Raw genomic sequence first — 14,679 nt, forward strand, 5'->3', positions numbered from 1 at the left:
TTCGCCCGCGCGGGCGAGTCACTTTCTCGTGCGCACAACAAAGTAACCAAAGAAGGCGCCCCGGCCGCACCGCCCCTCGCGTTGCTCGGGGTTCCCTGCGCGCCTTGCTAGCAAGCGGCAATTCCTTCGGCAGGCGTCGCACAGCACGCAGGTCGTGTGCTCGGTCCTGCCTCAGTACATCAGGTCTTGAGGGCCCGCGCGGAACTCGCGCCGCTACGTTCTGCTCGAACCACCGTGCGGAGTCAGTTCTTGAAGTGCGCTGCGCAAACGCACTCAAGACCTTGCGTTCCTCGGCGTTGCTAAAGGGGGGAAGAAAACTACCAACCACCAGTCGGCGTGCGCGAGTGACCTCGAGATTCCGACCCGAGGCAGCTGGCTTTTCCGGCTGTTCCGGCTGTTCCATCACCCCCCTTTGGAGGAGCCGAGAACCGCAGGAGCCCCGGGCTCGCGCGAAGCGCGCATCAAGGACTGACTTCGCGCCGCCTGTTTGAGCGGAGCGTAGCGAAGCGAGTTCGGCGCGGCCCTGCGTTCCGAGCATCGCAGGGGACCCCGCAGCGCAGCGAAGCGGCGACGGAGCAGGCGCGACTTTTTGCTTTCTTCTTGGTCGCTGAAAAAGAAGGTCGCCCGCTGGGGCGAACTCCCGGCTGGGCATTTCCACAAAGCAACTGCAACGAGTCACAACACCGAAACCTCGACAGCATGCCGATGGTCATGCGCCTCACCCAGCAGCGTCTCCACCTTCACGCGCTGCACGCTCACGCTGCGGATTGGCAGTGACGCCCCGATCCGCAGCCGGCTCACGTGCTTCGCTTCCAGCACCTCGATGTCCGACACGAACAACCCCTCGACGGGCGTCAACCGCTTCTACAGCGACTGCGTCAACAAGGGCGTCCGCATCGTGGCGCAGCAGGCCAGGCCCGCCGTTGCGGCCAGCGCGGCGCAGCGGGTCAACGTCACGACACCAGTCCGGCCGCTTTGGCGGCTTCGTCCAGCGAGTCGCCCACCAGCGCCAGGTTCTGGATGGCCGCCAGCCCCCACTGCGCCGAGCCGTTGGTGCTGATGCCCGGCTGCTCGTCCAGCGGCCGCAGCACATCCACCCCGCCGATACGCCGCGTGCGGCCGTCGCCCTTGAGCGCGTTCGACGAGAAGAACTCCCGCCAGGCGCGAAGCGCCAGCGCGCGGTCCTTCTCGTGGAATGCGGCATAGGCCGTCATGCGCGAGCCGGTGTCGGCCAGGTTGAGCTTGCCGGGGTCCTTGCCCAGCAGCGCGGTCAGCTCTGCCCGGGGCGCGTTGTAGTAGCGGCAGTACTCCAGCCAGGCCTTGCGGTAGGCGGGGACGTCCACCAGCGTCAGCAACTCTGAACTCATCTCGATGACGCCGAACACGCCGTTCAGGTGGGAGATGGAGACATGGTCCCCGGGCCCCTCGAACTTGCCGGTCTTGGCGTCGTAGGGCGCGCCGCCGGCGAACCAGCGGCGCTTCAGGTCGCCGATGCTCTGCATGCCGTTCACGAGCTTGTCGCGCCAGCGCTTGTCGCCGGTGCGCTCCCACTCGGTCAGCCAGGCGGCGATCCACGAGCCCCACGTGGTGCCGAAGGATGCGTTGGGCAGGCCCGGTGCCGAGGCGCGCGCGGGGTCCTTGGGCAACTTGCGCGAGATGTCGACCTTGTCGATGTCGGCGTCGGACTCCAGCAGTTCGCGGATCAGGTCGCCGCAGCGCTCGTCGGCGGTCAAGTAGAAGTAGATGCGGCGGTAGGCGGCGTTGGAGACGCGCGGCTGCTTGGACGAGTCTGACCAGTGCTGCACACCGTGACGCGTGCCGAAGCCCTTGAAGCGGCCCAGGTGATACACGTCCACCTCGCCGGTGTGGCGGGTCATCGCCTCGGCCATCTTGAACACGTCGGCGCGGCCGGTGCGCAGGTAGCTGGTCCAGAGCCACAGGTCGGTCGACAACTCCGAGTTGTCCCAGGCGTAGCCGCCGATGTCGTAGCGCCACATGTGCCGGTCGGCGTCGTAGGCGTGCATGACATCGCCGTAGTTCCAGAAGCCATACCAGCGGTGTTGTTCGATCTCCTTCAGGTACTGGTCCAGCTGAACCGACATGCGGTCTTCGATGAGCTTGCGCGCGGGCGTGCTGCGGTCGGCCGGATCCCAGTCGCCGAACACGGCGGCGGCGTGCAGCCGCTGCGGCGACAGCACCAGGCGCGCCGGGTTGGCGACCTGCTCGGCCATGTCGGAGAAGGCCTGGTGCGACGGCGTCGCGGGCAGGGCCCACAGCACCAGCTCGCTGGTGCGGGCGACGCCGTGCGCGTCGTCCCAGCCGGCTTCGTAGTCCTCGTAGGTGATGTTGAGGCCTTCGATCTGCTCCTGGAACGTGTCCATCTCACCCGCCGAGCGGTAGGAGCGCATGTCCATCGCCGGGGCAGACGGCGACCACAGCCACGCGGTTACCTCCGCGGTGGCCGTGGCGGCGCCGCGCACATCCAGCCGCACGGGGGCGCGCTGCCAGAAGTCCTTGAAGCCCAGCGCGACGCCGCCGGACGCGCCGCCGGCGTAGACCAGCCCCTTGGTCCGGTGGCCGGCGTTGGCGTCGATCCACGCGTGGCCGGCGGCCGTGCGCTTGCGCACGCTGAAGCCGTCCGCATGGGCCTGCGACAGCGAGAAGTCATTCCACTCGGGGATCCACTTCAACCCATCCTGCACGGTCTTCGCCATGCCCGACAGCGGCGGCAGCGCGCGGCCGGCGACCTGCGCGTCCTTGAAGGCCTGGCCAGGGTCGCGGCGCAGGCCTGTGATGGGACGCACAGCCTCGCCCCACACACCGATGTCCTCGCCCGAGAAGCGGACGTGACGGTCGTGAGAGGCGTCGGTCATCGGCACCTGCGCCGTCACGCCCAGACCGGCGATGTAGTCCTGGGCGGGCACGCCGTCGAAGATGAATGTGTGCACGATGCGCACGCTGTCGGACCCCGCGTGGAAGTACAGCCGCACGGAAAAGGGCAGCCAGTCGCGGCCCTTTGCCTGACTGCTGGCGGTGTGCATGCCGTCCAGCTTGACGACCGCGCGCACCGGTCCGCGTTGCTCGACGGTGACGGCCGTGACCTTGCTGGTGAAGGCCTGGCGCGCGACGCCGCCTTCACCTTCCAGCTCGGCGCCGTCCTGCCGCAGCGCGACGAGCTTGACGGCCTTCAGCGTGACGCGGCCGGCGCGTGTGGCCTCGGCGATCAGGTGCTCGCCGCGTGTTGGGATGGTCCAGCTCAGGTCGCCCGCGCTGACGACGATCTGCGCATCGCTCTGCTTCACGCTGAGGTTGCCGGCGAGTGACGCGCCGGGCTCCAGCTTCAGGCCCGCCGCTGGCGCGCCGCCGCCGACGGCGTGGGCCGTCCACTTCAGCGAACCGTCGGGCCAGTAGGCCAGCGGCCATGACTGCACCGGCAGGTTGGCGCCGGCTACGCGGAACTGCAGCGCCTGCCCTGCCGCGGGCTTGCGCACCTGGCCGCGTGGCCAAGGCACGCCGAGGGTCGTGCCCTCGAAGCGCGCGGGCGGCTGGCCGTCCAGCCACTGCAGCGCGGTTTCAGTCACCGGCTTGGCAGGTTGGCCGGGCAGGTTGGCCGTGGCCGCGTGGCCCAGCGGCGGCAAGGTGGAGGCGAGCGAGGCCGCCGCCGTGGTCTGCAGGAAGCCGCGGCGGGAGGGGGTCATCGAGGACATGGGAACTCCGAAGGAGAGGCGGCTCGGGGAGCCAAAGTGCGGTCGGGCAAGGCCTTCACGAAGGCCAGCATGTGCCTCAGGGCTGGACTTCCAGCACCAGAACGGACTTGGCCGGCACATTCAGCGCCAGCACGCCGTTCTTCGCGTCAGTCTTGAAAGGCTGGGGCTTCACGCGGTCAGGGGCGTCGTACCAGTTCTGGGCGTCCATGGACGCAGCGGTCAACAACTGGCCGGTCACGGCGCGCACGGCCTTGCCGCCGACGGCGAGCTGCACCGCCAGGTCTTGCCTGGGGTGGGTGTTGGTCAGGCTCAGGATGAGCTTGCCGTCCGTCGACTGGGCGGCGCTGGCGCTCAAGGCCGGGATGGCGTAGTTGCTGCTTGCATTGACGGGCACGACGACTGGCGCCTTGGGTCCGAGCGTGTACGTCGGCACGCCGCTCAGCTGCACCGGCAGCGAGGTCGCGTCCATGAAGGGCAGGTGCATCGCGAACGCGTGGTACGTCGGCGTCAGCACCATGCGCTCCTTGTCGGTCAGCACCACGGCCTGCAGCACGTTGACCATCTGTGCGAGGTTGGCCATCTTCACGCGGTCGGCGTGGCGGTGGAAGACGTGGAAGTGCAGCGCGGCCAGCACGGCGTCGCGCAGCGTGTTGCGCTGGACGAGGAAGCCGGGGTCGGTGCCCGGCTCGGGGTCGTACCAACTGCCCCACTCGTCGAAGTAGATGGCGAACTTCTTGGCCGGATCGTTGCGGTCCAGGATCTCGCGGTGCTTGGCGAGGTAGCCGTCGATGGTCTGCGGCACGGCCAGCGTGGAGATCCATTCGGCCTCGGGAAAGCCCACGGCCGCGCCCTTCTTCTTCCAGTCGCGCGTGGGCAGCGAGTACTGGTGGTGGGTGATGGCGCTCATCTGCTTGACCTCGGCGCTGAGCGTCTGGGTCCAGTGCAGCTCCAGCTCCTGGCCGCCGCTGGCGATCAGCTTGGGTCGGTTGCCGCGAGGTGCCTTGGCGAAGGTGGCCCATTGCTTGTACTGGTCCACGTAGTAGGCCGGCTTCATGTTGCCGCCGCAGCCCCAGCTCTCGTTTCCGATGCCCCAGTAGTGCACCTTCCAGGGCTTGTCGCGTCCGTTGGCACGGCGCTCGCGCGCCAGCGCGGTGTCGCCTTCAGCGGTCAGGTACTCCAGCCACTGGGCCATTTCCTGCACGGTGCCGGAGCCGAGGTTGGCGTTGATGTAGACCTCGGTGCCGAGCTGGTCAGCCAGGTCCATGAACTCGTGCGTGCCAACGGTGTTGGGCTCGATGACGCCGCCCCAGCTGGTGTTGACGCGCGGCGGACGTTGCGCCTGCGGGCCGATGCCGTCGCGCCAGTGGTACTCGTCGGCGAAGCAGCCGCCGGGCCAGCGCAGCACGGGCACCTTGATGGCCTTCAGTGCGTTGACGACATCGCTGCGCCAGCCGCGCACGTTGGGGATCTTGCTGTCCGTGCCGACCCACAGGCCTTCGTAGATGCCGGCGCCCAGGTGCTCGGCGAACTGGCCGTAGATCTGGCGCGCAATGACCGGGCCGGGCTTGTCGGCCTGGATGTCGATCTTGACCGGCTCCGCCGCCGGCACAGCGAACGACGTCAAGGAACTGAGGGCGAGGCTGAGGGCGGGGAGCAGGTTTTTCATCGGCATTGGAGGATCTGGAAATCTCTGATCTGCAACCGGCTGGCTGTTGTCCTCAGCGCGAAGTAGCCGTGCAGCCGCGCATTGGCGTCCGCCCGTGTAAAGAGTTCGTTGCTGTCGGCGCGCCAGCGCAGGTGAACAGCGTTGTCAGGCGTGGGGTGGCGCGAAACAATCTCGACGCTGAGCGGTTTGCCCAGGTGCAGACGGGTTTGCAGCGTCATCGGCTGCTCGTTCGGTTCGGCGATGGCGCCGTCGGCAAAGCCGGCCAGCAGCCGCTTCTGGCTGCCCGTGTAATGTCGCAGCCGCGTCGTCATGTTGGCATTGGCGCCAAAGCCGACGTAGTAGGTCGGCAGCGTGTCGTAGCCAGCGAACTTGCCGGTGCGGGGATACGGTTCGCTGCCGTCAGCCTCCAACGCATTCCAGAACATGTTCAGGTCCGAGATGCGGCCGGCGTGTTCTCCGGCACTGGCCGGCGCGGGCAGCGCCACGGCAGTGAAGCGGATAGCGTAGTCGCCGCCCAGCGGCTCGCGCCACCACAGGCTCAGGCCGGCCGGCGTGGCGATGTCCAGCACGCCGTTCTCAGCCGTGACGACGGCGCGCGCGTCCTCGGCTTCGAGGCGCCAGTGCTTGAGGCCGGCGCGGAAGTCGTCAGTGGCGATCTGATCCAGCTTTTTTGGCGCCTCGCACCAAGCCGCTGCAACGAGCGGCGCAGCGAGGATCAGCCCGCAAAGTGGAAGACGGAGGGCAGGTCCCATTGGCGCGGCTTGTTGTCGGGTTCCACTTCCATCAGCGGGGCCATGTAGTCCCACCAGCGGCGCATGACGGGCAGCGTTGGCAGCTCGGCGATGGGCATGCCCGGCTTGAGCTTCAGCACCGCGAACAGGCTCAGCGTGCTCTCGTCCAGAAAGATCGAATAGTCGTGGATGCCAGCGCCGCGCAGCGCCTCGGCCAGGTCGGGCCACAGCTCGTCGTGGCGCTTCTTGTACTCGGCGACCACGCCGGGTTTGAGCTGCATCTTGAAGGCGCGAATCTCGTCGCTCATGTCTGCTTGTCTCCTAGAGAACGTCTTGTTCGGCCATGGGCCGGTCGGACACATCGCGTCGTTTCAGCGCGGCGTCCACATGCCAATGGGTGGGTGCGAGCCCGTCGAGCTGGCAGCTGGCGCCTGCGCGCAGGGGCTCACCCAGCTGCAGGCGACAGGCGTCGTCGAAATGCCAGGCCAGCGCGTCCTGCACATGGCCGCCGCGTACGGCCTCAATGTCCAGCGCGCGGAAGTCGAAGCGGCGCAACGGCACCTCGGCCGTCGCGTCGACCTCGAACGCGGTTTGCGCGCCGCGCGCGACGAGACGCTGGATGCGCACGCCTTCGACGCGCGTGCGGCCTCGCTCGCGCGGCACGGGCTGCGCCAGGGTCTGCCAGTAGGGCGGGGCGTTGGGCAGTTCCGCCTCGGGGATCCGCGCCTGGCTGTAGGCGGGGTTCCAGTTCATCGTCGCGCGCATGGCGACCGGCACGTTGTGCAGGCTCAGGTCGCTGATGGACACGTCCTCGACGAAGCCGCCGCGCGTCGGCGCGCTCTTGAACAGCAGGCCCACCGGCACGGGCGCGTGCACGGCGATGCGCTGGGCGTTGATGCGCCGCAGGCCCCCCGAGGTCTCGCTGCCGAAGGTCAGGCCGGCCGCGCCCTCGCGGACGATGCAGTCGCTGATGCTGATGTCCTCGCAGACACGCGCCACGCGCAGGCCGTCAGCGTCGCGGCCGGCCTTCAGGCACAGTGCATCGTCGTTGACGGCGATATCGGCGTGGCGGATGGTCACGCGTCGCGACGAGTCGATGTCGATGCCGTCGGTGGACGGGCCGTGCGCGTCCTCGTTGTTGCGGATGGTGACGCCGTCGACGGTCACGTCCTCGCTGTAGCAGAGGTGCAGCGTCCAGAAGCCTGAGCGGCGCAGCAGCAGGCCCTCGCCGATGTTCACGCGGGCCGACTCGAAGACCTGGATCAGGCGGGGCCGCTGGCAGTCGTAGTCCGACGCCCAGCGCAGGCCGCGCGGCTCGTAGGTGGCACGCAGCGCCCAGTAGCTGTCCCAGAAGACCTTGCCGTCGCCGTCGATGCATCCTTCGCCGACGACGCCCACGTCATGCTCGCCGTAGATGTTGACGAGCGCGGCCGGCCAGCGCATCTCAATGCCGGCCACGCGGGTGGGCAGCAGCGGGTAGTCGGCCAGGTGGCGCGAGCCCAGTAACGTGGCGCCGCGGTCCAGCCGCAGCGTCATGCCGCTCTTCAGGAACAGCGCGCCGGTCAGGTAGACGCCGGGGCCCAGACGCAACTCCGCGCCTTGCAGGGCCGCCGCGTCGATGGCGGCCTGCAGGGCGCGGGTGTTGAGGGTGCACCCGTCGCCGCGTGCACCGTAGGCCTGCGCTTGCACGCAAGCCCGCGTCATCAGACGATGCCGGAGCCGGATGCGCCCGCCTTCGGGGGACGCTTGATGGCCACTTGCTCGCGATAACCGGCAGCGCGGTAAGTCGCCACCGGGTCGATCGCGCCGCCCGAACGCAGGCGGGCCATCGCGAGGATGGGGCTCACGTCGGTGCGGAAAGCCTTCTTCAGCGTCTGCGCGGCCTGCAGCACGTCGTTGCTTTCCTGGAAGCCGGCGAGCGCCACGCGGTCCACCATCGACGCCTGCACGAAGGCGCGCTGCACTTCGACGGCGCTGCTCATCAGGCTCTCGATGGGATCGGTCACGTTGTGCGACTGGTCCAGCATGTACGACGGGTTGAAGCCGGCACCGTCACGGGCCTGCGAATCCGCCAGCTCGTTGAAGATCAGGAACAGCTGGAACGGGTCGATGGAGCCCGAGTCCAGGTCGTCGTCGCCGTACTTGCTGTCGTTGAAGTGGAAGCCGCCGAGCTTGCCGAACTGCGCCAGGCGCGCCACGATCATCTCGATGTTGGTGTTCGGGGCGTGGTGGCCCAGGTCCACCAGGCACTTGGCCTTCGGGCCCAGCGTCTGCGCGACGGCGAAGCTGGTGCCCCAGTCGGCGATGACGGAGCAGTAGAACGCCGGCTCGAACAGCTTGTGCTCGATGTACATCTGCCAGTCATCGGGCAGCGCGTCGTAGATGCCCTTGGCGCTGTCGATGTAGCGCTCCAGCGCGCCGCGCAGGTTGCTCTGGCCGGGGAAGTTGGCGCCGTCGCCCACCCACACCGTCAGGCCCTTGGAGCCCAGCGTCTTGCCCAGCTCGATGCAGTCGATGTTGTGCTGCACGGCCAGCTCGCGCGAGGCCTTGTTGGTGCTGGTCAGGCTGCCGAACTTGTAGGTGGCGGGCTGGCCGGCCTGGTCCTGGAAGGTGTTGCTGTTGACAGCGTCAAAGCCCAGGCCCAGCTCGTCGGCCTGCTCGCGCAGGGCCTTCGGGTCGCTCGGCTTGTCCCAGGGGAAGTGCAGCGACACGGCGGGCGTGGCGCGCGTCAGCTGGTTGATGACGGCGCAGTCTTCCAGCTTCTCGGTCACGTCACGCGGCTCGCCCTTGCCGGGGAAGCGCGCGAAGCGCGTGCCGCCCGTGCCGGCGCCCCAGCTGGGCACGGCCACGCCGAAGGTTTGGGCCTTGGCGGTGAGGGCCTCAATGTCCACGCCGCGGCGGGACAGCATGCCGCCCAGCGCGTCGTAGTCGGCTTGCAGCTCGGCGCGCTGCTTGGCGTTGTGTTGCTCGACCTGGGCCGCGTCAATCATTTGCTTGGTCATGGATGTCTCCTGGTTCAACGCGTGAAGGCGGCAGCGTTGCCGGCGTCGACGTTGAGGATGTTGCCCGTGCTCTTGCCGGACTTGTCACTGGCCAGGAAGTACACCGCTTCGGCGATGTCCTCGGGCAGCACGCTGAGCTTGAGCATGCTGCGCTGACGGTAGAACTCTTCGATGTTGTCGCTGTCGATCTTGTTCGACGCGGCACGCTCTTCCTTCCACTTGCCGTCCCAGATGCGCGAGCCGCGGATGACGGCGTCGGGGTTGACGACGTTGACGCGCACGCCGACCGACGCGCCTTCCAGCGCGATGCAGCGGGCCAGGTGGATCTCGGCCGCCTTGGCCGTGCAGTAGGCGGACGCGCCAGCCGAAGCAACGAGGCCGTTCTTGCTGGCCACGAACACCATCGAGCCGCCAGTCTTCTGCTGCTTCATCAGGCGGAAGGCGCCACGGCCGACCAGGAAGTAGCCGGTGACCAGGATGTCCTGGTTGCGTTGCCAGATCTCCAGCGTCGTGTCTTCCAGCGGGGCGGCGGAAGCGATACCGGCGTTGGACACGAGGATGTCCAGGCCGCCGAAGCGCAGCGCGGTGGCCGTCAGCACGGCTTCCACTTCAGCTTCGGACGTGATGTTGCCCTGCACGGTGGCAATGGCGTCCTTGCCGCCGACCTTCAGCAGGTTGGCCTTGGCTTCTTCCAGCGCACCGGCGTCGATGTCGGTCAGCATGACGCAGGCACCTTCCTGCAGCAGCTGGCGGGCAACGGCCTGGCCGATGCCACCGGCACCGCCGGTGACCAGGGCCACGCGGCCGGCCAGGCTCTTGGGCTTGGGCATGCGCTGCAGCTTGGCTTCTTCGAGCAGCCAGTACTCGATGTCGAAGGCTTCCTGCTCGGGCAGGCCGACGTACTTGTCGACGCCGTTCGCACCACGCATCACGTTGATGGCATTGATGTAGAACTCGCCGGCGATGCGTGCGGTGGCCTTGTCCTTGGCGAAGGACAGCATGCCGACGCCGGGGATCAGGTAGATGATGGGGTTGGCATCACGCACGGCCGGGCTGGTCGGGCGCTTGCAACGCTCGTGGTAGGCGCGGTAGTCGGCGCGGTAGGCTTCCAGCGCGGCGTCCAGGCCGGCCAGCACGGCGTCCACATCGGGGTTGCTGGGGTCGAAGTCCAGCACCAGCGGGCGGATCTTGGTGCGCAGGAAGTGGTCGGGGCACGAGGTGCCCAGCGCGGCCAGCTTCTCCAGGTCGTTGCTGCCGACGAACTCCAGCACCGCGGCGCTGTCGTTGAAGTCGCCCAGCTTGCGCTCGTCGGCGCTGATGCGGCCGCGCAGCGCGGGCATCAGCTTGGCGGCGATGGCAGCGCGCTGCTCGGCGGCCAGCGTCACGGTCTTCACGCCACCGAACACCGGCTGCTTGATGTTCTCGTTCAGCCACTGCTCGGCCAGGCGGATCATGTCCAGCGTGATCTCGTAGCAGGACTTGGCGGTGTCACCCCAGGTGAACAGGCCGTGGCCTTCCAGGATGATGCCCTTCAGGTTCGGTTGCGACGTGGCCAGTGCTTCCAGCTTCAGGCCGAGGTCGTAGCCGGGGCGCTGCCAGGGCAGCCAGCCCAGCTGGCCGCCGAAGATCACTTCGGTCAGGCGCTTGCTGTCGGCGCAGGCGGCGATGGCGATGATGGCGTCCGGGTGCATGTGGTCGACATGCGCCTTCGGGATATAGGCGTGCAGGGGGGTATCGATACTCGCGGCACGCGGGTTCAGATTGAACGTGCAGTGCGGCAGGTAATCCACCATCTCGTCTTCATGCTCCAGGCCGCGATAACGCTTCTTCAGCGCATTCAGCTTGTCCATGTAGAGCGTGGAGAAACCGTCCAGCTTGATACTGCCCAGGTCGCCGCCCGACCCCTTGACCCACAGCACCAACACGTCTTCACCGGTCAGGTGGTCGCGCATCATGACCTTGGCCGAGGTATTGCCGCCGCCGAAATTGGTCACGCGCAGGTCCGAGCCCAACAGGTTGGAGCGGTACAGCAGCAGTTCCGGCTCGCTCAGCTTGGCGGCAACGGCGTCATCCCACTTGGAGGCGATCGGTGGTTGTGCGGGGGTTTGGGAATTTGCAGTCATGAGCTTGCCTGTGATCAGTGCGTCGTTCGTCAGCGTGGCCGCGACATGCGGCCCGGTGCCCGTTCTCCACGGGTGAAACGGGCCGCAGTGTGGACTCAAACCCGGGCTCATGCGCAGCGTGCGTGAGCAAAATCAAAAGGATGATCGAATGCTGCGCTGCACAAGCAAACGCTCACGAAACGCTCACGGCCGTGAGCGTTTCGTGATTGACGCCCCCTTGGGATTGACGTAATCTGCTTTCGGAACTGTGTTTCACCCTGCAACCTGAGCGATCTTGATTGCAGTGCAACATGGCGACGGCGCCCGGTGATGCTCTCACGGGGCGTGACCCGAGAGAGGGCCGATGAAGGCCTGATCCGGCAAAGCGATGCCCACCCTACGAGGTCGGGCAACTCCCAAGAGACAACGGTCGCCCTCGACCCGGAAGGCGCCCGACAGCAAGGTGGCTTCCATGATCAATCACAAGCGACACAAGCGTCTGCTGAAGCTGCTGGACGAGCGTGAGCACGCCAGCGTTCAGCAATTGATGGAGTGGTTGTCGGCATCTGCCGCAACCGTGCGCCGGGATATTTCCTGGCTGGCCGCCAAAAACCAGCTGACCCGCACCCGCGGCGGTGCGCAGCGGCTGGAACAAAAGAAAAAGTCATACACGCTGTCCAGCGAGACTTTTCAAAACAATATTCAGCAACATACTGCTGCCAAACGTGCCATCGCCCGTTATGCCACGTCGATGTGCAATAACGGCGAAACCATCATCATCAACGGCGGCAGCACCACGTTCATGATGGCTGACTTTCTCGTCGAGAAGCAGCTGAAGATCCTGACCAATTCGTTCCTGATGGCGCAGCGCCTGCTGCTGACCAGCGACAACGAGATCATCCTGCCCGGCGGCAAGGTCTACCGCGAGCAGAACGTCATCCTCAGCCCGTTCGAGAACGACGTCGCCCAGCACCACTATGCGGCCAAGATGTTCATGGGCGTCTACGGCCTGAGCATCCTGGGCCTGATGGAAGCCGACCCGCTGCTGATCCAGGCCGAGAAGCGCCTGATCGGCCAGGCAGAAGAACTGGTCGTGCTGGTCGACAGCTCCAAGTTCGCGCGCAAGGCCGGGCTGGTGTTGTGCGGGCTGAACCGCGTGTCCACGGTCATCACCGACACCGGCGCGTCTGACAGTGCCGTGCAGCTGCTGGAGCACTACGGCGTGCGCGTCATCACTGTCGAGCCGGAGGCCGTCGACCCCCAGGACGTGCACGCGGCGGCGCTGGGCCATGACTTCGCCGGCGTGCTGGATGCCAGCCCCTACGCCACCACGCCGCACTGAACACCTCAGCATGAAACAGACGGGCACCGTCGTCCTCGACATCGGCAAGACCAACGCCAAGCTCACCCTCATCGACGCTGCCGGCAGGACGCTGGCCGAGGTGCGCACGCCCAACACCGTGCGCCGCGTCGGGCCCTACCCGCACTGCGACACCGAGCGGCTTTGGACCTGGATGATGGGCCAACTGGCCGAGCTGGCCAGCCAGGCCGACATCCGGGCCATCGTGCCGGTCACGCACGGCGCCACCGCGGCGCTGGTGGGTGACGACGATCTGGTGCTGCCGGTGCCCGACTACGAGCACGAGTTCGATGACCCTGCCGACGTGGCGCGCTACGACGCGCTGCGGCCGGGGTTCGACACCAGCGGCTCACCCCGGCTGCCTGCGGGCCTGAATCTGGGCCGCCAGCTGGACTGGCTGCAAGCGCATTTCCCGGCCGAGTTCGCGCGCACCCGCCATGTGCTGATGTACCCGCAGTACTGGGCCTGGCGCCTGTGCGGCGTGGCCGCCAGCGAGGTCACTTCACTCGGTTGCCACACCGACCTGTGGCAACCGGCCGAAGGTCGTTGGTCGTCGCTGGTCGAAGCGCACGGCTGGCAGCACCTGTTCCCGCCGCGCCGCGATGCCTGGGCGCGGCTGGGCCGCATCAAGCCCGAGCTGGCGCAGCGCACCGGCCTCAGCGCCGACTGCGAGATCGTCTGCGGCATCCACGACAGCAACGCGTCGTTGCTGCGCCACCTGCTGACGCTGCAACAGAGCGGCCCCTGCACCGTGCTGTCCACCGGCACCTGGCTCATCGCCGCGGCGCTGGGCTCGGCGACCCGGCCGCTGGTGGAGGCCCAGGACATGCTGGCCAACTGTGATGTGTTCGGGGCCCCCGTGCCCTGCATGCGCTTCATGGGTGGGCGTGAGTTTGGCGCCATCGCCGGCACGCAGCCGGCGCCGTTCGAGCGTGCCGATGTCGAGCGACTGATCGCACAAGGCACGCTCGCCTTGCCCTGTTTTGCCGAGACGGGTGGTCCGTTCGCCGGTCAGGTGGGACGTTTCGTGGGCCCGCTGGCCAAGACGGCGGCCGAGCGCGCGGCGCTGGCCACGCTGTATGTGGTGCTGATGACTGACCACTGCCTGGACGCGCTGGGTGCCAGCGGGCGCGTGGTCGTGGAGGGCGCCTTCACCGCCAACGCGGAGTTCGGCCCGCTGCTGGCCGGCCTGGCTGGCGTGGATGGAGGCCGTGACGTGACCGTGTCCGACGACAGCAGCGGCACCACCTGCGGCGCCTGGCTGCTGGACGCCTGGGGCCGCCAGGCCGAGGGCGCGGCGGCGTCGGTACCCGCGTGGAATCCGCCGGGCTGGCATGGCTATCGTGACGCGTGGCGGGCACAGGCCGGCGCACGCTGACTTCCCTGCCTCACAACACAAAAGGGCCGGCCTCTCGCGAAGTCGGCCCTTTGCGTTGGTGCTGACGTGATCAGCGACGGCGGCGGCGCGCGCCGATCAGGCCCAGGCCGGCCAGCGATGCCAGCGCCAGCGAGCCGGGCTCGGGGATGGTGAAGCCCCGCACGCTGTCGATCTCGGCGCGGCTGTAGCCGCTGGTGTCGGTGGCGCTGTCGAAGGTGAACACGCGCACCTCGTCGAAGCCGGCTGCATCTTGCAGGCCCAGCACTTCGCCGACCAACTGGCTGCCCAGCGAGGCACGGCCGGTGCCGGTGACCACGCCGTCCAGAAGCGTCTGCCACAGCACGTGGATGCTGGCGTAGCCGGAGCCCACCGCGAACTCGATGCCATGCAGGTTGGGGCCGTCGGTGGCAATGGACACATAGGCGTTCGTGCCGGCGGTGCCGAAGAAGTTGCCGCTGAACTTCTCGGTGTAAACGTCGGCTGGATCGACAAGGCAGTCCAGGCCGGCGTAGCCGCAGCCGCCGTTGTCGTTGGCAAAGCCTGTGTGCCGCACCGTCAGCCCGCCCTCGCTCCAGGGGTTGTCGAGGTTGGTGTTGGTCTCGAAGTCAGCGGCGTAGACCAGATGCGTCGCACCCGGCGTGGCGCTGCCGGCGCCGGTGGTCTGCACGACGGCGGCCATCGCGGGCGCTGCGATCAGCGCAGCCATCAGGGAGATGAGTTTGCTTTTCATGAT

11 protein-coding genes are annotated in these 14,679 nt (G+C 67.6%); 2 read left to right on the forward strand and 9 right to left on the reverse strand.

Annotated features, from left to right (window positions below; all coding sequences use genetic code 11):
• Positions 1-675: 675 nt before the first annotated feature.
• The 8 genes from ACG02S_RS16725 to ACG02S_RS16760 form a co-directional block, all read right to left on the reverse strand.
• The gene (locus ACG02S_RS16725) at positions 676-834 is read right to left on the reverse strand and encodes a hypothetical protein (RefSeq protein WP_394471613.1); all 159 of its coding nucleotides are present in this window, start codon (positions 832-834) and stop codon (positions 676-678) included.
• A gap of 119 nt (positions 835-953) precedes the next feature.
• Positions 954-3,707, reverse strand: a complete 2,754-nt coding sequence (locus tag ACG02S_RS16730; RefSeq protein ID WP_394471614.1) for an exo-rhamnogalacturonan lyase family protein — start codon at positions 3,705-3,707, stop codon at positions 954-956.
• 76 nt (positions 3,708-3,783) lie between these two features.
• Positions 3,784-5,373, reverse strand: coding sequence for an alpha-N-arabinofuranosidase (locus ACG02S_RS16735; RefSeq protein WP_394471615.1), 1,590 nt, complete (start codon positions 5,371-5,373; stop codon positions 3,784-3,786).
• Complete coding sequence (locus tag ACG02S_RS16740) at positions 5,370-6,125, reverse strand: DUF6250 domain-containing protein (protein WP_394471616.1); 756 nt, start codon at positions 6,123-6,125, stop codon at positions 5,370-5,372. The genes ACG02S_RS16735 and ACG02S_RS16740 overlap by 4 nt, the downstream gene beginning before the upstream one ends.
• Positions 6,089-6,412 (reverse strand): L-rhamnose mutarotase, encoded by a 324-nt coding sequence (locus ACG02S_RS16745; protein WP_394471617.1) that lies wholly within the window; start codon positions 6,410-6,412, stop codon positions 6,089-6,091. Before ACG02S_RS16745 ends, ACG02S_RS16740 begins: the two co-directional genes overlap by 37 nt.
• Before the next feature lie 13 nt (positions 6,413-6,425).
• Entirely contained in the window at positions 6,426-7,808 is a 1,383-nt protein-coding gene (locus ACG02S_RS16750) for a glycoside hydrolase family 28 protein (protein ID WP_394471618.1), read from the reverse strand.
• Positions 7,808-9,106 (reverse strand): L-rhamnose catabolism isomerase, encoded by a 1,299-nt coding sequence (rhaI, locus tag ACG02S_RS16755; protein ID WP_394471619.1) that lies wholly within the window; start codon positions 9,104-9,106, stop codon positions 7,808-7,810. The genes ACG02S_RS16750 and rhaI overlap by 1 nt, the downstream gene beginning before the upstream one ends.
• Before the next feature lie 14 nt (positions 9,107-9,120).
• Entirely contained in the window at positions 9,121-11,229 is a 2,109-nt protein-coding gene (locus tag ACG02S_RS16760; protein ID WP_394471620.1) for a bifunctional rhamnulose-1-phosphate aldolase/short-chain dehydrogenase, read from the reverse strand.
• Positions 11,230-11,680: 451 nt separating this feature from the next.
• Between ACG02S_RS16760 and ACG02S_RS16765 the strand changes: the two genes are divergently transcribed.
• Together ACG02S_RS16765 and ACG02S_RS16770 are read left to right on the forward strand one after the other, a co-directional pair.
• Positions 11,681-12,550, forward strand: a complete 870-nt coding sequence (locus tag ACG02S_RS16765) for a DeoR/GlpR family DNA-binding transcription regulator (protein ID WP_394471621.1) — start codon at positions 11,681-11,683, stop codon at positions 12,548-12,550.
• A 10-nt stretch (positions 12,551-12,560) separates the two neighbouring features.
• Positions 12,561-13,946, forward strand: coding sequence for an FGGY-family carbohydrate kinase (locus ACG02S_RS16770; RefSeq protein WP_394471622.1), 1,386 nt, complete (start codon positions 12,561-12,563; stop codon positions 13,944-13,946).
• A gap of 70 nt (positions 13,947-14,016) precedes the next feature.
• Here ACG02S_RS16770 and ACG02S_RS16775 read toward each other — a convergent pair whose 3' ends face one another.
• Complete coding sequence (locus ACG02S_RS16775) at positions 14,017-14,676, reverse strand: PEP-CTERM sorting domain-containing protein (RefSeq protein ID WP_394471623.1); 660 nt, start codon at positions 14,674-14,676, stop codon at positions 14,017-14,019.
• Between the last annotated feature and the right edge of the window lie 3 nt (positions 14,677-14,679).

It is taken from the genome of Pelomonas dachongensis (genome assembly GCF_043555865.1).
GTDB classification, from domain to species: domain Bacteria; phylum Pseudomonadota; class Gammaproteobacteria; order Burkholderiales; family Burkholderiaceae_C; genus Pelomonas; species Pelomonas dachongensis.